Below are 19052 nucleotides of genomic sequence, written 5' to 3'. Positions count from 1 at the left end.
GGCTAAATTTATTATAAATTTAGCCTAAAATTTGATAAAATAATAAAAATCCAACTAAAGGACACAAATGCAAATCAGCCAAAGGATAAGCACCCTAAGCGAGAGCCTAACCATAGCCATAACAGCCAAAGCAAAACAGCTAAGAGAGGCTGGAGTTGACGTCATTAGCTTTAGTGCAGGCGAGCCTGATTTTGACACCCCGCAAATAGTCAAAGACGCCGTTATGGCCGCAATGAATAAAGGCTGCGCCAAATATACCCCAGTACCAGGCACAAATGAGGTTTTAAAAGCTGTCGCTACAAAGCTAGAACGAGACAATAATCTTAAATACGCCACAAGTCAAATCATCACGACAGTAGGTGCAAAGCATGCGCTTTTTAACCTCTTTCAAGCAGTGCTTAATCCAGGCGATGAGGTTATAATCCCCTCACCTTACTGGGTGAGCTATCCAGAAATGGTAAAATATAGTGGTGGCGTGAGTGTATTTGTCGAAGCAGACGACAAAAGTGGCTTTAAAATCACAGCCGAACAGATCGAAAAAGCGATAACTCCGCGCACAAAAATTCTAAGCCTAAACCACCCAACAAACCCAACTGGCGCCGTATACACAAAAGCTGAACTAGAGGCGATAGCCGAAGTGCTAAAAGGAACAGACATAATCATAAGTAGCGATGAAATGTATGAAAAGCTAGTTTTTGATGGAGAGTTTGTAAGTGCAGCTAGCATAAGCGATGATATGTATGCTAGAACAGTTACTATAAATGGCTTAAGCAAGTGCGGAGCTATGCCTGGCTGGCGCTTTGGCTATATGGCAATCCCAGATGAAAGCCTAGCAAAGGCAATAAAAAGGCTACAAAGCCAAAGCACTAGTAACATAAGCTCACTTGTACAAGCTGGGGCTGTACCAGTGCTTTTAGGCGAAGCAGACGCTGACATTGCGATGATGAAGGCTGAGTTTTTAAAGCGCAGAAACCGCGCAGTAGAGCTAATAAACAAGATTGATGGCTTAAGCGTTTCTAGTCCTGCTGGAGCATTTTATCTGTTTGTAAATTGTAAGGACATAGAGCCTGATAGTATGAAATTCTGCGATGCAATGCTAGAAAAAGCACAAGTCGCAACTGTACCAGGGGTTGGCTTTGGAATGGATGGATATTTTAGAATGAGCTTTGCTACTGATATGAATAGCATAGAAACAGGAATAGCACGAATAGCGGAATTTGTTAGGGGGTACTGATTTAATTTTTGGTGTATTCTTTTGATACACCAAAAAAATTTATTAAGCACCAAAATTAAAAGCGTCCAAAATCATATTATATTGCTCTTTAACATTATTGGTTTTATAAACTGCTTCAAGGGTTTCTATAAACCAATCTTGATCTTGTTCTGTTTCAAAAACTGCCATATGTTTTCTCTCTATTAAAATATCCCCAGTTTCTGAGTAGCCATAACCACCATCGCTTACATATCCATCTCTTTCTATATAAAGCGCAAATTTACCAAAATCATCAGTAGCACTTCCAGCAAAAGCAAGTTTATTTATCTTAGAGCTATTAAAGTTTGCCGTATTATTTTCTTTAAATATATCAAGTACTTTATAATAACCATCTATTGTAAATTTCTTTTCATATTCCCTGCTCTCTTCATCGCTTAGCTGATCTAAAAAGCTCGCCATGCCTTCCAATTCGCTAATACTATCTCTCTCTAATTTTATAATTTTAGGAATATAATAATTAATAGTTTTTACAATCTCTTCATTGGTATTGATATTTATATCTTCAGTTATATCCTTCCCACCTATTACAATATGCTTTGGAAATTTATCTACTTCAATTACTCCAGCAAATGATTCAGATATATTTAGTGTATCACCGTCTATGCTCCAACTACCAGTTTGAGTAATATTAGTTTCTACTAACCCCATATTACTAATTAATTGACTTATATCACTTGCATTTGTATCTGGCTGTACACTCTTTAGAATATTTACAAATGGAGTAAGGTTATTTACATCAGCACTTTCAACACTATCAGCTATTTTATTTGAAAGGACCACTTTATTATTAAATAACTTAGCTGCATCTAGATGAGCTAGTTCTGGCAAACTAGCAGTCTTTAATATCTCAGATATTACATGACCTTTGCTTTTTCCATTATTTAATTCATTAACCCAAGCATCTATACCATCTTTGTCAAGTTCCATACCTTTTGAAGCATCTGAGTAGGTTTTATTAAATACATTCTCATAGAAAAACTTAATCATCTCAAAGTTATCATTTAGTGTATTTCCAAAGTATGTTCTAGCTGCATCAGTTTCTAACATAGTATCAGCTACTTTTGCCATATCTGCTTTATTAGCAGATGAGAATGTTATCCATCCTTTATTGCCACTTCCTTCACTTGCTCTACCAAATATGCCTACATATAACTTTGATACATCTGTTTGATCTAATGGAGTAAATTCTTGTGTTGGTAGTTCTGGGAGGGTGGTGGCATAATATAGCTCTTTTAAATTATCTGGTAATGATAAATAATCTTGAAAGAAGCCATTGCTTACAATTTTTGGATATTTACTTAATGCGTTATCAATAATATCTCTTGTTAACTCTTCTCCAGTAATTGCTTTATAGGCTAGCTTTGCGGCGTAGTTTGCTTTACTTTGTCCACTTTTTATTTGTTCATTTAAATTTATACCAGTAGCATTTGATAATTCTGTTCTTATTTGTTCTGGACTAAGAGATTCTAGTATTGAATTTTTTAACAATTCTGAAGCAAAAACAATTACTCCAGCTTCTTTTGTGGCTTCAAACATTTCTTTAAGTGAAGCACTAAATTTTTTGCCCGCAATTATATCTCCTATTCTTAGGAAATCACTTCTGCTAATATCTGATACATAATCACCAGAATCTCTCCTTACTGCCCATATTCCAATATCAGCAAGTGTGTCATAGTTTATATTCATAATAACTCCTTTATAATTAAAAATGTCAAGCGCATTTTACAAAAAAAAAAAAAAACAAATTGCTTAAATTTAATTATTTTTGAAAATTGATAGTATAACGCAACTAAAAAGAAGATATAGCCAAAAATTAATCTTTAGGCGATAAGTGAAATACTAACAGGAGCATGCGTATTCATGAGTAGAAACCGCGCAGTAGAGCTAATAAACAAGATTGATGGCTTAAGCGTTTCTAGTCCTGCTGGAGCATTTTATCTGTTTGTAAATTGCAAGAACATAGAGCCTGATAGTATGAAATTCTGCGATGCAATGCTAGAAAAAGCGCAAGTCGCAACTGTACCAGGGGTTGGCTTTGGAATGGATGGATATTTTAGAATGAGCTTTGCTACTGATATGAATAGCATAGAAACAGGAATAACACGAATAGCGGAATTTGTTAGGAGATATTGATAAAATATCTATAAAAATATTAAAATACAGTAAGGATTTAATAAAATCCTTACTGTGCTTAAATTTTTATTATGCCTCCACAAGACTTGTTAAATCTATATAGCCCTTATTAGAGTTTTCAAACACAGATATTAGTGTTTGTATATGATCTTTCATAGTAGGAGCCATAAAGCCAGATAACCCAAATTCAGGATCATCATCAACATAATCCATGTGTATTTTTTCTCCGACTACATTTGGATTTGCAATAATCTGTTTGTGAATTTTTACAGCCACATCTCCATCAGTAAAGCCAACTTTTTGACTATCAACTACACCATCTTTTTCTATATATAAAACAGGCAATGCTTTATAAGCTGGAGTTACCATCATATCATTATTATCTTTCTCTATGGCTAAGCTATCTGGTCTTGAACCAAGGCTGATTACAAAATAATTGATATTTTTTAAATTTTCTACTGTGTCTCCTATAGGCTTTAATGATTCTAATGCTTTATCTTGTAACTCACTTAGGGATGAATTATAATCTCTTTCATTAAGATGCATAGAAGCTCTATCTTGTATCTGCTTAGATAATTTAAGGTTTTTAATGCTAACGCCTTCAACCCTTATCCCCTTAGGTATAAAGTCAATATCTATAATACCAGTAGCATCTTTGTCTATTACCATTATGCCATCACTATCTATAGTATATTTATCAGCTGTGTTATCATTGACTATTTCTACTAACCCCATATTACTAATTAATTGACTTATATCACTTGCATTTGTATCTGGCTGTACACTCTTTAGAATATTTACAAATGGAGTAAGGTTATTTACATCAGCACTTTCAACACTATCAGCTATTTTATTTGAAAGGACCACTTTATTATTAAATAACTTAGCTGCATCTAGATGAGCTAGTTCTGGCAAACTAGCAGTCTTTAATATCTCAGATATTACATGACCTTTGCTTTTTCCATTATTTAATTCATTAACCCAAGCATCTATACCATCTTTGTCAAGTTCCATACCTTTTGAAGCATCTGAGTAGGTTTTATTAAATACATTCTCATAGAAAAACTTAATCATCTCAAAGTTATCATTTAGTGTATTTCCAAAGTATGTTCTAGCTGCATCAGTTTCTAACATAGTATCAGCTACTTTTGCCATATCTGCTTTATTAGCAGATGAGAATGTTATCCATCCTTTATTGCCACTTCCTTCACTTGCTCTACCAAATATGCCTACATATAACTTTGATACATCTGTTTGATCTAATGGAGTAAATTCTTGTGTTGGTAGTTCTGGGAGGGTGGTGGTTGAACTACCTGCTTCAGGAGCAGAGTTTATCATTTCAAAAATTCTATCCAAGTTATCACTTTCAATAAAATCACTGTATTGACTATCACCATTTATACCAAATTTATTAGCATAACCTTCTACAACTTCTTTATTAGGAAGCTCTCCTGTAGCTGTTTTATATATAAAGTTTGCAACATTTATTTCTTTATAAAATTCTGGTAGCGTCGGCACTGTTATATGTATACCTGTTTCTTCTTCTATTAAAGCATATAGCTCTTTTGAAGTTTTATTAGAATTTGGACCTGCTAACATTTCATAAGCAAGGTCTATAGAATAAGCAAATGCTGATTCTTTTGGGTACATATTAATTGCTTCTTTTTCTGTTTTACCTTTAACTTCATCAAAATTAATAAAGCCACTAAATAAATATAGCTCTCCATCTTCTGCATTCTTATCAGATATCACTGTATCAAATAATGTAGAAGCTTCAGCTCTTGCCTCATTAAGTTTTCCAGCTCTTTCTATAATAGGCTTGAAAACAGCCACATTTGCCAATCCGAGTGCTGTTATATTTACACTCATATGTTACTCCTTAAATTTAATGCATAGATAAATATTTTACAAAAAAAAAAAAACGCAAGGTAAATATGGTAAGACAAATAAAATAATAGGCATTTTAATAAAATATTTTTTATTTTGATAATAAATTTTAATTTTATTTAAAATAAAAAGGCATAATTGTGTCACATCATTAAAAAGGAGATATAATGAAAATCAGTCTTTATGCTGTTTCTTTGGCTATTTTTGCGTTTTTATTTGCTGGATGCGTTAGCGAAGATGAAAGATATGAAAATACAAGCAGTATTGTAAGCAGATAACTTTTAAGCCACTTAAAAAGTGGCTTAAAATTCAAAATAGACTAAGCAAGCAATCTATCCATTTGAGTTCTTAAATTTGCAGTATTATGAGCCTGAGCTAGAATAGATGCATTTATTTGTAATTGAGCATTTCTCTCATCGTCTATATTTTTAGCTATATCATTATTTTGTAGTTGGCTTTCACTGCTTCTAAGGGCGACATTTTGCGTTAGGCTATTATTTATATTTGATAGTAGCCTATTTTGTGTGGCACCGATATTTGCACGTGCATCGTTTGTACTTTGGATAAAATTATTAATACTTTCTTGGCTGTTTACATCGATAGAATCCACATTCGGACGATTTAAATTTATACCCACCTCAGAGCTTCCAGTCTGAAATTTCATTTCTCCGCCAAATACATTTCTACCATTAAAGCTCGCATTATCAAGGCTATCTTTCATGCTATCTTTTAAAGCATTCATCTCACTGCGTATCATATTGCGCTCTCTATCACTTAATACAGCACTGTTAGCCCTTGTGCTAAGCTCATTCATGCGTATAGCGCTATTGTTTATATTACTTAGTGTACTATCAGCGATTTGCAGCATTCCTATCGCATCATTTGCATTTGCTATACCCTGCTCCATGGTGCTAGCTTGCATGCTTAGACTATCAGCTATGGCTAGATTTGCGCTATCCACTCCGCTTAAAGCACGCTGAACCGAAATATTCTGTAGAGCCTTTGAATGATTTGACTGAGCTTGATTTATATTGTGTTGGACGCTATTATGTTGATTTATTTTCACACTGTCCTCCTTTAAATTTATTGCATTATAGTACAATTTTGCTTATTTTTCAAGTCTTATAGAGACTGAAAGTGCATGAGCCCCTAACCCCTCAGCATCAGCCAAAGCCACACAAGCTGGAGCCAAAGCCTCAAATCCAGCCCTACCAAGGCTTATTATTGAACTTTTTTTCATGAAATTCTCTACGCTAAGCGGTGAGTAAAAGCGTGCCGTGCCACCTGTTGGCAGGGTGTGATTTGGCCCAGCTAGATAATCTCCCATAGCCTCTGGCGTAAAATGCCCCATAAAAATAGCCCCAGCATGGCGTATATCACCTATTAGCGTCTCAGGCTCTCTTACAGCAAGCTCTAAATGCTCTACAGCAAGCTCATTTGCAAGCCTAACACACTCTTTTAAATCACGAGCAACCAAAATAGCGCCACGTTCATTTATGCTTTTGCTAGCTATCTCTTTGCGTGAAAGAGTATCTAAAAGTGCATCCACCTGTTCACTCACAGCCAAAGCCAAATCCTTACTAGGTGTAATTAAAAAACTACTAGCAAGCTCATCATGCTCTGCTTGACTAAGTAAATCAGCCGCGATATGACGGGCGTTTGCGCTATCATCGGCTATTATGCCTATCTCGCTAGGCCCTGCTATCATATCGATATTTACTAGCCCATAAACCAGCTTTTTAGCCGTCGCAACGTAGATATTGCCAGGCCCTGTGATAACATCGACCCTAGGCACTTTCTGTGTCCCGTACGCCATAGCGGCCACTGCACTTGCACCGCCTAGTTTGTAGGCTTTTTTCACGCCGCATAGGTGCATAGCAGCAAGCAGTAGCGCATTTACCTCCCCACCCACAGCAGGTGTACACACGACTATCTCGCCCACTCCAGCGACTATGGCAGGAATAGCGTTCATCAAAAGCGAACTCGGATATGCCGCCTTGCCCCCTGGGATATAAAGCCCAGCCCTATCTACAGGCGTATATCTAGCGCCCAGCACATCGCCGTAGCTATCCTCATAGCTAAAGCCACTTGGTTTTGCGCGCTCATGATAATCTTTAATGCGTTCATAAGCTAGCTTTAATGCGCTCCTAAGCTCATCATCTAAAGCCTCAAACGCCACCCTCATCTCATCGGTGCTAATAGCCAAAGCGTCTGCGCTATCTGGCTGCCAGCGGTCAAATCTCGCCACCTGTTTTATAAGTGCCTCATCGCCAGCCCTTTTTACCTCTAATAAAAGCTCGCTAACCACAGGTATGACATTATCCATATCCATTTCGCCACGTCCTAGTATCTCGCCCCACTGCCTGCTAAAATCAGTACCACTTGTGTTTAAAATTCTCAAACTTTTCCTTTCTTTCGTAGCGTGCTTTTTGACTTACATTTCCTAGTAAGCCACCCTGATGAATGTATAAAATATCACCGCAAAATTTATCCAAATTTGAAAAAATTGTCAAAAATCCAACTGGGTCATAGATTAAATCAAACTCAACTCCAGCCGATAAAAGTTCACGCCACACATCAAAAAGCTCTGGGCGCGGCTTTGCAAAATGATACTTTTTGGGCGGATTTAGCACGCATAAATTTGCAGGTAAAAATCCCAAAAGAGAAACTATCTGCGCACGCAAATACTCCCCATCTCCTACACAAGCGCAAGTGTAGACTTTAAGTCTAGTGTGCTTTGCTAAATATGCAGCCGACGTACCAGTGCCGCTTGGTAAAAATATCGCTGGCTCTAGCCATCGCACCGCACAAAACTCCTCTATCTGGGCTGCTTGTAGCCTAAAGCCAGCTTCAGCTAGCTCGCACGCCACACCCTCTGGGATAAAAAGCGCATCTTTAAATTTATTAGCATACTCTATCGCGCTAGCTTTTCTATCCTCTCCGCTTTGTAAGACATGTAAACTCATGCCATTTTTAAGCGCATGAGATAAATTTCCCACTGCGTTTTTGCGTAAAAGCTCACCCATATGAGAGATAAAGTAATAAAACGCCAACCCCCTATTTTTAGCAAACACACTTATGCTATACATCGCATTTGACTGGCTAGAGCCATGCGATACGAGTCTTTTTATGCCTGAAAGGTCAGAGTTTATTAGATAGTGTAGCTTGCGAGCTTTGTTGCCATTAAATTCGCCATTTATAAGATCATCTCTAAGCAGATAAAAGTGCACACCTTTAAATTTAAACTCACTAAAAATGGGCTTAAAAAAATCACCATTTTTACTGGCACAAGATGGGGTTTTTGAAGTTTTCATAGCGCCACTACTGACGCTATGGGTAAAATTTAAATCCTGCTTAATTCCTATCAATGCAGTTTAAATCGCTAAAGGCAGTTTGCAGGCGTGCTATCATAGCCTCCTCGCCAGCTCGCAGCCATTTGCGTGGGTCGTAGTATTTTTTATTTGGCTTATCATCGCCTTCTGGGTTGCCGATTTGGCCTTGCAGATACGCCCTATTTTTAGCCTCATACTCACGCACGCCGTCCCAAAACGCCCACTGCGTATCTGTGTCGATATTCATCTTTACTACGCCGTAGCTTACGGCCGCTTTTATGTCAGCTAGCTCGCTGCCGCTACCGCCGTGAAAGACGAAATTTACGGGCTTTTCGCTTGCGGTTTTAAATTTATCCGCCACGTAAGCTTGTGAGTTTTTTAGTATTTCTGGACGAAGCACCACGTTGCCTGGCTTATACACGCCGTGGACGTTGCCAAAGCTAGCCGCTATGCTAAAGTGGTCGCTTATAGCGCTTAACCGCTCATAAGCAAGTGCGACGTCCTCAGGCTGGGTGTAGAGCAGAGCATTATCCACGCCTGTATTATCCACGCCGTCCTCTTCCCCGCCCGTTACGCCAAGCTCAATCTCAAGGCTAATGCCAAGCGGAGCAAGCCGCCTTAAATAGGCCTCGCAAGTGGCGATATTTTCTTCCAGTGGCTCCTCGCTTAAATCAAGCATATGCGAGCTAAAAAGCGGCGCACCAGTCGCTTTAAAATGCTCCTCGCTCGCCTTTATTAGCTCATCTATCCACGGCAGCAGCTTGCGTGCGGCGTGATCGGTATGCAGCACCACAGGCACGCCGTAAGCCTCGGCCAGAGTATGCACGTGCCTAGCGCCACTAATGGCCCCCAGCACCGCAGCACGCTCGCCAGCACCCTTGCCAGCGTAAAAGCCAGCCCCGCCGTTGCTAAATTGAATGATTACTGGAGAGTTTGCCACCTTTGCCGCTTCTAGCACGGCGTTTATGGAGTCAGTGCCGACGACATTTACCGCAGGTATGGCAAAGCCCTGTGCCTTTGCGTGCGAATAAAGCTTGCTAAGCTCATCACCACTTAGCACGCCCGCTTTTACGATGTCTAAAACGCCCATTTTTGCCTACTTAAACTCTACTTTATATTTTTTCTTTAGCTCGTCAGCTTTTGCTCTTACTTGGGTTTGGAATTTTTCCAGCTTTAGATTGCGCTCTATCATAGGCTTTACTTCATCAAGGCTTGCTGTTTTGCTCGCTTTGCTAGCCTCTTTTAATATCACGTGATAGCCAAACTGCGTCTTTACTGGCTTAGTCGTGATTTCGCCATCTTTTAGAGCAAATGCAGCATTGCCAAACTCAGGCACCATGGCATCTTTAGGGAAATATCCTAGCTCGCCACCCTGTTTGCCACTACCTGGGTCTATTGATTTTTCCTTGGCTAATTCGCTAAATTTATTCACAAGCGCATCGCCCTTTAGCCCTTTTAGCTTTGAAATTACCTCGCTTGCTTCTTTTTCAGTTTTTACTAAAATATGGCGTGCTTTTACCTGCGCCGGCTGGATAAATTCTTTTTTGTGCTCGTCGTAGGCTTTTTTTATGTCGGAATCGCTTACTTTTATGCTGTCAAATAGCTTTTTCATATAAGTATTTACCAAAACACCCTCTTTTAGATTCTCAAGCTGTTTTTTAAAATCTACGTCTTTTTCTATTCCCTTCGCCTTTGCGTCAAGCACAAAAAGCTCTTTATTTACCATATCCTCAAGTACGCGTTTTTTAGCATCAGCTGGCACGCTAGCTGGGTCTGCTTGGGTTGAGATTACTTCGTTTAAATCAGTATCCGTGATATTTTTGCCATTTACTGTAGCAAGTGTTGCAGCGCTTAGGCTAGCGGCTGCTATTAGTGAGATTAGTAGCATTTTTTTCATACTATGTATCCTTGTGTTTAAATTAACCTTGGCATTATACACAAAATTTCAACAATTTTTGGTAAAATGCCGCACCATGAGAAGCAAAAAAGATATTTTAAACATTAAACAAACCTTAATCGATACATTTAAAGACGCCAAAAGCGAGCTTAAATTTAAAAACCACTACGAGCTAATTGTGGCTGTAATGCTAAGCGCTCAATGCACCGATAAGCGGGTAAATTTGATTACTCCTGCGCTTTTTAGCGAGTATCCAGATGTCTTTGCTATGGCAAATGCAAATCTTGCCAGCGTAAAAATGCTAATAAACTCGTGTAGCTTTTTTAACAATAAGGCAGAAAATTTAATCAAAATGGCAAAGGCTGTGGTGGCTGATTTTAATGGTGTCGTGCCGCTAGATGAAGCCAGCCTAAAAAGCCTAGCAGGCGTGGGGCAAAAGACCGCTCACGTCGTTATGCTTGAGGCTGTGGGCGCAAATGTGATGGCGGTAGATACGCATGTCTTTCGCGTCTCACACCGCCTAGGGCTAAGCCGTGCAAAGACGCCAGAAGCGACTGAGGTCGACTTAGTAGCTGCTTTTAAAACAGAGCTTGGAAAGCTTCATCAAGCGATGGTGCTTTTTGGACGCTACACCTGCAAAGCGACTAAGCCGCTTTGTAAGGAGTGCGTTTTAGCTGGGCTTTGTAAGAGCAAAGATAAAATCGTCTAAGCATTTTATAAATTTAATCTGATAAGTGCGTTACTAGAAAAATTTAAGGCTATTTTAAGCGTTGCCGTTGCTTTGTAAATTTGTAAATTTAAAAAGCAAGCCTAGCATAGCTTTTTATTTCGCTACGCTTGCAACCCATTGGGTGCGATACTTTGCATCTAGGCAGTCCACAAGTAGCACAAACACGCTAGGTCTAGGGACGGGGAATCAAAACTGGACGATAAAGAGCGCATTGCGGCACAATGCGAGCCAAAAAAATGCTAGACTTCGCTTTAAATTTTTACGTTAAGCCCATGTAAATTCCAAAATAATCTATAACGCCAGTAATGCCTTATGTGCTGGTGCGAATTAGTTACATTAGACTTTTTACGCATCTTTAATTAAAGCCACAGGGTTGCAAAAAACGCAAAAAATAGGCAAAAGAATTTATAAATTTATACAAAACAGGGGCTAAATATAAAGCCCATCTATGCTGCTTCGCGGCTTTACATCTAGTGAGAAAATATCGCTAAATTTGCCATTTTTAAAGCTATCTATCCCAGCGCGCGCTATCATAGCTGCATTATCAGAACAAAACTCAAGCGGAGTCAGCAAAAGCTCGCAATCGTGGCTTTTGCATAGGGTTTTTATTTGGCTTCTTAGATTTAAATTTGCACTCGCTCCGCCAACAACCCCAAATCGCCGCCAACCCCTTTGCTTAAAAACTCGGCTTAGTTTATCAATTATATGCGCGCAGGCCGCCTGCTCAAAGGCGTAGCTAATGCAAGAGGCATCTTGGTCGCTGATTGTGCCATTTTTGGCTTTCGTGCTTTCGCAGGCTAGGCGGACTTGGTTTTTAAGCCCAGAAAAGCTATACTCAAGCCTCTTATCATGCAAAAGCGGGACGGTAAATTTAAATTTATCCTTATCCTCGCATTTAAGAGCTGAATTTTGGATAAAAACTCCACCAGGATAGCCAAAGCCTAGCATTTTTGCTGCCTTGTCGAAGCTCTCGCCAAAGCTATCATCACTGGTGGCCGCTAGCACGCTTATAACGCCACTATCGCTAATATCAAGCACCATAGTGTGTCCGCCACTTACTAAAAGCACGCCAAATCCAAAGCTCATCTGGCTTTGCAAAAATAGCGAATAAATATGCCCTATTAGGTGATTAACGCCGATTAATGGGACATTTAGCGCAAGTGCGACAGCCTTTGCCATACTAATCCCTGGCAAAAGGCTTACGCTAAGCCCTGGGGTATTTGTAACTGCAACTGCCTTAATCTGGTTAAAATATGGCTTTACACCCTCTAATAATGCAGGCAAAGCCTCGGTATGAAGCCTACTGGCAAGCTCTGGCACGACGCCGCCATAAATTGAATGCTCAGCCTCTTGAGAAATTTTACGATGATATTTAAGCTCTAAGGTATCTATATCCATAAGTGCGACTGAGCTATCATCGCAGCTACTTTCAATGGCAAAAATCACCTAAAATCCCTCGTAATGCTTTGTACGAGGCAGGATTAAATTTAAAACTATCCCAACAACTGCGCCAAGCCCTATACCAGAGAGACTAAAGATACCAAAATTTAGCTCCATACCGCCTATAGCTGAGACTAAAATTAGTGCGACTATTATCATATTTCTAGGATCATTCATATCGACATTATGCTTAAGCAATGTGCTAAGCCCAACACTTGCAATTATACCAAAAAGTAAAAGCATAATCCCACCCACAACAGGGGCTGGAATAGTGGCTAAAATAGCGCCTAGCTTACCCACAAAAGCTAGCATAATACTTGCAATCGCAGCAAAAGTCATGATGGCTGGATTGTAAGCTTTTGTAATACTAACCGCACCTGTAACTTCTGAGTAGGTGGTGTTCGGCGGCCCTGCAAAAAAGGCAGCAATAATAGTCGCCACGCCATCACCCAAAAGGGTGTTTTTAAGCCCTGGCTTTTTTAAGAAATTCTCGCCACTTACGTGTGAGATAGCCAGCATATCGCCAATATGCTCAATGGCTGGGGCTATGGCTATAGGTATCATATAAAGGATGGGATCAAGCTCAAAAACAGGTGCGCTAAAGTTTGGCACTTTAAACCAGCTAGCCTCCAGCACAGGCGTAAAATCAACCATACCAAGAGCCACAGCAAATACATACCCCACAAAAATTCCACAAAATATCGGCACAAGACGCAGCATGCCACGCCCAAACATCATAACAACCATAGTAACTAAAAGCGACGCGCCAGAGACTATCATCGCATCACCCCCAGAGTAGCTTGCCCCCTCAATCTTTCCCATAGCCATATTTACAGCAGCTGGCGAAAGCAAAAGTCCGATGGTCATAATAACAGGCCCAACCACAACAGGTGGCAAAAGTTTGTGTAAAAATTTATCACCTCTAACGCGTATAATAAAGCTAAGCACTACATACAAAAGCCCAGCAAAGACTATCCCGCCCATAGTAGCAGGTATACCCCACTTACCAACACCATAAGATATAGGCGCAATAAACGCAAACGAGCTAGCTAGAAAAATAGGCGGGACATTTTTCCTAGTAATAAGCTGAAACGCAAGCGTGCCAAGCCCAGCTGTAAAAAGCGCTACACTCGTATCAAGCCCCGTAAGTATCGGTACAAGCACCAGCGCACCAAAAGCGACAAATAAAAACTGCACCCCTATTAGGCTCTGCCTTATATCAAATTTATACCCTTCATATTTTTGCATACAGCTCCTTTAAAGCAAACTCTCTTACTATTTTATCTATCTCAAAAATCTCACTAGGTGCGCTTATTTTGGTGTCTTTAAATTTATCCGCTGCGCTTAGCACCACTCGCGAAATGTCTAAAAATCCGCACCCACCCTTTAAAAATTCATACACGCAGACTTCATTTGCCGCATTTATAACCACCCCTATATCTGGCGTGTCTAAAAGCTGGTCTTTGAGTGAAAATATGGGATATTTTGCAGTGTCTATAGGCATAAATTTAATTCCCAAAAGCGCTGTTAAATCAAGCGGTTTCACGCTAGGTGTGCCAAATTTTTCAAGCACCGCAGAAGCGATTGCTAGGCGCATGTCCGGGCAGCTTAAATGAGCGGTCGTGCTACCGTCTGTAAACTCAACTAGCGCATGCACTATCGAACTTGGCTCAATAATCGCATCAATATCTTTAATACCAAAAAGCCAAAAAGCCTCAATAATCTCAAAAAGCTTATTTGCCATGCTTGCGCTATCTATGGTAATTTTTGCACCCATGCTCCAATTTGGGTGCTTTAGCGCCATTTGGGGCGTGGCGTGGGCTAGCTCGTCTATGCTTTTAGTATAAAATGCGCCTCCACTTGCAGTTATAATAAGTCTTGAGACATCGACATTTGCACGCAATAAAAACTTAAGCCCAAAATGTTCGCTATCAATAGCCTCAATGCGCGATGTGTCTATAAATTTTCCACCCACCACTAGGCTTTCTTTATTTGCAAGGGCTAACTTTTTGCCGAGTTTTTGAGTGTGTAGACTAGGGGCAAGCCCAGCAAATCCGACAAGCGAGTTTAGTACAAGATCACTTTTGCACTCATTTAGCATATCCTTTATGCCATCTTGACCGATAAAAATTCTATCCTTTGAAATTCCCTTAACCCCACAAAGTGCGTTCTCATCACCTATACAGACAAATCTAGGATTAAATTTAGCTATCTGAGAATTTAAAAGTTCGATATTTTTACCACAAGCTAAAGCTTCTATCTCTAGATTATGCTCAGATGCGATTTTTAGGGCGTTTGTGCCGATTGAGCCAGTTGAGCCAAGAACTACCACGACATGGCCCACATAAGCGCAACTACACCAAATAAATACCCATCTATCCTATCAAGCACTCCGCCATGCCCTGGCAGGATATTTCCGCTATCCTTTACCCCTGCGCGGCGCTTTAAATAGCTTTCAAACAAATCTCCAAACACGCCAAACGCGCAGATAAAAAAGCTAGCAAGCAGGGCAAATAGCGCATCATCTACCATTAAAGTCCCCATAATCCAGCCAACAAGCGAGCCAGCCACTACTCCGCCAATGACACCCTCTAGAGTTTTATTTGGCGAGCTTTGACTAAATGCTCTTTTACCAAATGCCTTGCCTACAAAATACGCCGCACTATCACTTGCTACAATAGCCATAATAACCCACGCAAGATAGCCTATGCCGTACTCTGAATAAAGCTGCCAAAGCATAAAAATAGGAAGCGCTGGATAGATAAAAGGTAGGAGGATTTTTGGCTCGTCTGTCTTAAAGTAAGCTATCACGCTTGATACTACCAAAATAGCTAAAATAGCGCAAAGCAGAGGGTTTGTAAATATCCCTAGAACCAAAAACGCCCAGCTAACAAACGCCAAAGCACAGCCACCCTGCACCCCCCAAATTTCGCTAGCTTCCTTAAACGCTAACACCAAAATAGCTGAAATTATTATAAAATTTAAAAAAAAGCTATCAAGCAAAAAGACAACCGCCACAAAAGCAGCAAGCCCTAAGCCCGTTTTAATCCTCTCTTTCATAATCTCGCCCCTTAAAATAAATTTCGCAATTCTAGCCAAAGTTTGCTTAGATTTTTATATCTAAATGATAAAACCCCTCGCCATCAGCCCCTAACTTATCATCATCTTGCTCTTGTGCGCCATCTTTAGCCTCAAAGCCCTCATGCTGCTCATCATACTCAGCGCCACTTCCACCCCTTTCATGCTCGTGTTCTGGGTCTATTTTATAAGCCTCCTCGGCAGGACGCACCTCCTCCACTTCACGCTCTTTTTGCGCGCTTATCTCAGACGCCATAGCTGCTTGCATGTCAAATCTAGCCTGCTGGGTGCTAGCTGAGTGAGAGACGACTGGGGAGTTTTGGTTTATGAAGTTTATATTTCCAAGAGGGCTAACAGACATAATGCGCTCCTTAAATTATATTTTTACTATTATCGTCTTAAAATTTATATACTTTACATTTGAGCCGTTTTGGATTTTGACATTTTCACGTTTTGTGTAATCCACTTCATACCGTCCAGCACCCAAAGAGCTAAAACTCACACAAATTTTAGCCGCAAACCCTAGTATCTCCTCGCTAACGCTAGCCTTTTGAGTTTTGATGATGACATGCGCGCTAGGATGGTCTTTTACATGTAGCCAGATGTCGTTTTTCTTTGCTATCTTTAAAAGCTCAGAGTTTGCGTTTTGATTGCGTCCTACACTTATTTTAACATCTGCGATGTAGAAGTTTTTTATATTTTCATTTGGCTCTTTTGGAGCTTTTTTAGCAGCTGATTTACGAGGTAAAAGCACCTCAAGCTCGCCTACACTTGTGGCGTTTTTTATCAAATTTAAAAGATTTTGATAAAAGTTAATTTTTTCGTTTAAATTTTCAATCTCTTTTTTTACGCCATTTGCCTTAGCTCGCAAGCGTTTTGAGGCTTCAAATAGCGTATTTGCCTCCTGTTTTGGTGGCTTTGTGAGAGTTATTTTTAGCTCATGCCCTTCAAAATCCGCAAGGCTTACTTCGCTTGCGTATGGCGGCAAATTTGATAAATTTGCCAAAATAAGGCTAGCAATTTTTGCAGCATTTTCGCTTTCGTTTTCTAGCTCCCTTTGCTTTGGCAAAGCCTCTAAAGAGTGCTTTAAAAGCTCTATTTTTTTCTCGACACTAGCCATTTTTATCTGCCTAAGCGATCTTAGATTTTTTTCATTTAACCGCTCAAACTCGCTCTTAAAAAACGCCCAAAAATCTTCTATCCTATCAGTAGCTTTTTCTTTTATCACGGCTGGCAAAAGCGGTACGAACTTAACTCCAGAGGAAATTTTCCGCTGCGAATTATCAATGTGGCGTAGTGCGGCTAGAATAATGCCCTTTTCATCTATTATTATCGCATTTGTAAATCGCCCCGTAAACTCAAGCACAAGCTCGCTTTTTAGCGCCTTATATGAGCTTGCTAGCTCTGCGCTTATTCTTAAAATTCTATTATTCTCCTCGCAGTATATTTGCACCACATTTGCACCGCTAAATCGCTTAAAAAGCATAGCGTCAAATGGCGCTTTATACTCCTTTATCGCGGCTTTTGCTAAACCTTGATAGATTGCACTTTCTTGCTTGCTTAAATCAAAAAACAGTGGCGCAAATTTATCAAATTCAACCATTATAACCATATCTGCACTTCGGCGTATACGGCTTATGCGGCGTACCGAGTGGTTTAAAAAATCGGCAATTTGTCTTAGATGTTGATATTTCATGGCTTAATTATATTAAATTTAATCTTATTTTAGATAAAATCAGCACGATTTTACTGAAATTTTAAAGGCAAGTGCAATGAAACAGACTATAACTGAAAAGATTTTTTCAGCCCACGCTGGATATGAGGTAAAGGCTGGTGATATAGTACAAAGCCCCATAGATATGATAATAGGCAATGACATAACCACACCTATTTCAATCAGAGCTTTTAAAAAAAGTGGGGCGAGCAGGCTTGCTAACCCTGATGGCTTTGCTATAGTAATGGATCATTATATACCAGCTAAAGATATAGCAAGCGCAAATCAGGCCAAAATCAGCCGAGATTTTGCCTATGAGCATGATTTAAAGCACTTTTTTGACGAAAAAGATATGGGTATAGAGCATGCGCTGCTGCCTGAAAAAGGGCTAATCGTACCAGGTGATGTCATCATAGGAGCAGACAGCCACACCTGTACGCATGGCGCACTTGGGGCGTTTGCTACTGGTATGGGAAGCACGGACTTAGCCTATGCGATGATAACTGGCAAAAACTGGTTTAAAGTCCCTGCAAGTATAAAAGTCGTACTAAAAAATAAGCCAGCCGAGCATATATATGGCAAGGATTTAATCCTAGAGCTAATCCGCCAAATAGGCGTTGATGGAGCACTTTATAGGGCTATTGAGTTTAGCGGAGATGCGCTTAGGTATCTAAGCATGGATGATCGTTTTAGTCTTTGTAATATGGCTATTGAAGCTGGCGGAAAAAGCGGCATAATCGCAGTTGATAATATAACTAAGGAGTTTTTAAGTGCCCTTAAACTAGCCAGAGAGCCAAAAATTTATCACTCAGATGAAGGCGCAAACTACGAGCATGTAATCGAAATAGACACAAGTCGCCTAGAGCCAGTCATCGCATATCCATTTCTGCCTAGCAACGGACGTAGTATGAGCCAGGCTGTGGCTGACGATATAGCCATAGATCAGGTCTTAATCGGCTCTTGCACAAACGGTAGACTAAGCGATTTAAGAATAGCGGCTGAAATTTTAAAAGGGAAAAAAGTCGCACGTCGCACAAGATTAATCATCACTCCAGCCACGCAAAAAATCGCTCTACAAGCACAAAAAGAGGGGCTTATGGATATTTTTGCCCAGGCGGGTGCAGTCGTAAGCAATCCAACTTGCGGAGCCTGCCTAGGAGGATACATGGGTATACTAGCCGCTGGTGAGCGCTGCGTTGCAACGACAAATCGTAACTTTGTCGGCAGAATGGGCGATAGAAGCAGTGAGATATATCTAGCTAGCTCAGCCGTAGCGGCCGCAAGTGCGATAGCTGGAAAGATAGCAGACCCTAGAAAGCTCTAGGGCTTTGATATTTTAGCTAGCCCTAGCAGGCTCTGGGCTTGCTGGGAGCCTACGTCTAGTAAAAAGCTTTTAAATTTTAAACAATCATTAAATTTTAGCTCCTTTAAACAGTACTATTGCTCTGTAAATTTAAAAAGGCAAGCTTAATCACATATTATAAAGCACCATTATATCACTTATAAAACAAAGTGATATAATCAAAGCTTTACTTCGCTTATAAACTTCGTTTAAAAAACAAACTACA

At 39.9% G+C, this 19052-nt stretch carries 16 protein-coding genes and 1 pseudogene; 4 read left to right on the top strand and 13 right to left on the bottom strand.

Annotated elements, in window-relative coordinates; translation table 11 throughout:
- Positions 1-67: 67 nt before the first annotated feature.
- A complete protein-coding gene (locus LBC_RS04515) occupies positions 68-1234 on the top strand; it encodes a pyridoxal phosphate-dependent aminotransferase (protein ID WP_221252967.1) in 1167 nt (388 codons plus the stop codon).
- Between the two features lie 42 nt (positions 1235-1276).
- Here LBC_RS04515 and LBC_RS04510 read toward each other — a convergent pair whose 3' ends face one another.
- A complete protein-coding gene (locus tag LBC_RS04510; protein WP_221252966.1) occupies positions 1277-2959 on the bottom strand; it encodes a hypothetical protein in 1683 nt (560 codons plus the stop codon).
- A 180-nt stretch (positions 2960-3139) separates the two neighbouring features.
- On the opposite strand from LBC_RS04510, the pseudogene LBC_RS04505 reads away from it, so the two are divergent.
- A pseudogene (locus tag LBC_RS04505) lies at positions 3140-3406 on the top strand (aminotransferase class I/II-fold pyridoxal phosphate-dependent enzyme); the annotation flags it as partial.
- 69 nt (positions 3407-3475) lie between these two features.
- Here LBC_RS04505 and LBC_RS04500 read toward each other — a convergent pair.
- The 6 genes from LBC_RS04500 to LBC_RS04475 form a co-directional block, all read right to left on the bottom strand.
- Positions 3476-5275, bottom strand: coding sequence for a hypothetical protein (locus tag LBC_RS04500; RefSeq protein WP_221252962.1), 1800 nt, complete (start codon positions 5273-5275; stop codon positions 3476-3478).
- 337 nt (positions 5276-5612) lie between these two features.
- Entirely contained in the window at positions 5613-6359 is a 747-nt protein-coding gene (locus LBC_RS04495) for a flagellin (RefSeq protein WP_221254903.1), read from the bottom strand.
- A 42-nt stretch (positions 6360-6401) separates the two neighbouring features.
- On the bottom strand, positions 6402-7694 hold the full coding sequence (hisD, locus tag LBC_RS04490) for a histidinol dehydrogenase (RefSeq protein WP_221254902.1): 1293 nt from the start codon (positions 7692-7694) through the stop codon (positions 6402-6404).
- Entirely contained in the window at positions 7666-8607 is a 942-nt protein-coding gene (locus LBC_RS04485; RefSeq protein WP_260173445.1) for a 1-aminocyclopropane-1-carboxylate deaminase, read from the bottom strand. The genes hisD and LBC_RS04485 overlap by 29 nt, the downstream gene beginning before the upstream one ends.
- 40 nt (positions 8608-8647) lie before the next feature.
- Positions 8648-9715 carry a class II fructose-bisphosphate aldolase gene (fbaA, locus tag LBC_RS04480; RefSeq protein ID WP_221254901.1) on the bottom strand — a complete coding sequence of 356 codons (1068 nt, stop codon included), beginning with the start codon at positions 9713-9715 and terminating at the stop codon, positions 8648-8650.
- Positions 9716-9721: 6 nt separating this feature from the next.
- Positions 9722-10513 carry a peptidylprolyl isomerase gene (locus LBC_RS04475; protein WP_409240992.1) on the bottom strand — a complete coding sequence of 264 codons (792 nt, stop codon included), beginning with the start codon at positions 10511-10513 and terminating at the stop codon, positions 9722-9724.
- Positions 10514-10598: 85 nt separating this feature from the next.
- On the opposite strand from LBC_RS04475, the gene nth reads away from it, so the two are divergent.
- Positions 10599-11231, top strand: a complete 633-nt coding sequence (nth, locus tag LBC_RS04470) for an endonuclease III (RefSeq protein WP_221254899.1) — start codon at positions 10599-10601, stop codon at positions 11229-11231.
- A 450-nt stretch (positions 11232-11681) separates the two neighbouring features.
- Here nth and tsaD read toward each other — a convergent pair whose 3' ends face one another.
- The 6 genes from tsaD to LBC_RS04440 are packed head-to-tail and all read right to left on the bottom strand — an operon-like array spanning position 11682 to position 17466.
- Positions 11682-12698: a tRNA (adenosine(37)-N6)-threonylcarbamoyltransferase complex transferase subunit TsaD gene (tsaD, locus tag LBC_RS04465; protein WP_221254898.1), complete on the bottom strand. Its 1017-nt coding sequence runs from the start codon at positions 12696-12698 to the stop codon at positions 11682-11684.
- The gene (locus LBC_RS04460; RefSeq protein ID WP_221254897.1) at positions 12699-13940 is read right to left on the bottom strand and encodes a uracil-xanthine permease family protein; all 1242 of its coding nucleotides are present in this window, start codon (positions 13938-13940) and stop codon (positions 12699-12701) included.
- Positions 13927-15024 carry a 1-deoxy-D-xylulose-5-phosphate reductoisomerase gene (gene dxr / locus LBC_RS04455; protein WP_221254896.1) on the bottom strand — a complete coding sequence of 366 codons (1098 nt, stop codon included), beginning with the start codon at positions 15022-15024 and terminating at the stop codon, positions 13927-13929. The genes LBC_RS04460 and dxr overlap by 14 nt, the downstream gene beginning before the upstream one ends.
- Positions 15018-15752: a phosphatidate cytidylyltransferase gene (locus LBC_RS04450; RefSeq protein ID WP_221254895.1), complete on the bottom strand. Its 735-nt coding sequence runs from the start codon at positions 15750-15752 to the stop codon at positions 15018-15020. The genes dxr and LBC_RS04450 overlap by 7 nt, the downstream gene beginning before the upstream one ends.
- Before the next feature lie 46 nt (positions 15753-15798).
- Positions 15799-16131, bottom strand: coding sequence for a hypothetical protein (locus tag LBC_RS04445; RefSeq protein WP_221254894.1), 333 nt, complete (start codon positions 16129-16131; stop codon positions 15799-15801).
- Between the two features lie 15 nt (positions 16132-16146).
- On the bottom strand, positions 16147-17466 hold the full coding sequence (locus tag LBC_RS04440; RefSeq protein ID WP_221254893.1) for an NFACT RNA binding domain-containing protein: 1320 nt from the start codon (positions 17464-17466) through the stop codon (positions 16147-16149).
- Between the two features lie 76 nt (positions 17467-17542).
- Between LBC_RS04440 and leuC the strand changes: the two genes are divergently transcribed.
- Positions 17543-18808: a 3-isopropylmalate dehydratase large subunit gene (leuC, locus tag LBC_RS04435; RefSeq protein ID WP_221254892.1), complete on the top strand. Its 1266-nt coding sequence runs from the start codon at positions 17543-17545 to the stop codon at positions 18806-18808.
- Positions 18809-19052 lie beyond the last annotated feature (244 nt).

Source organism: Campylobacter sp. 19-13652 (assembly GCF_019702925.1).
Taxonomy (GTDB): Bacteria; Campylobacterota; Campylobacteria; order Campylobacterales; family Campylobacteraceae; genus Campylobacter_A.
Note: the sequence above shows the minus strand (reverse complement) of the source record. Positions and strands in the feature narration are given on the sequence as shown.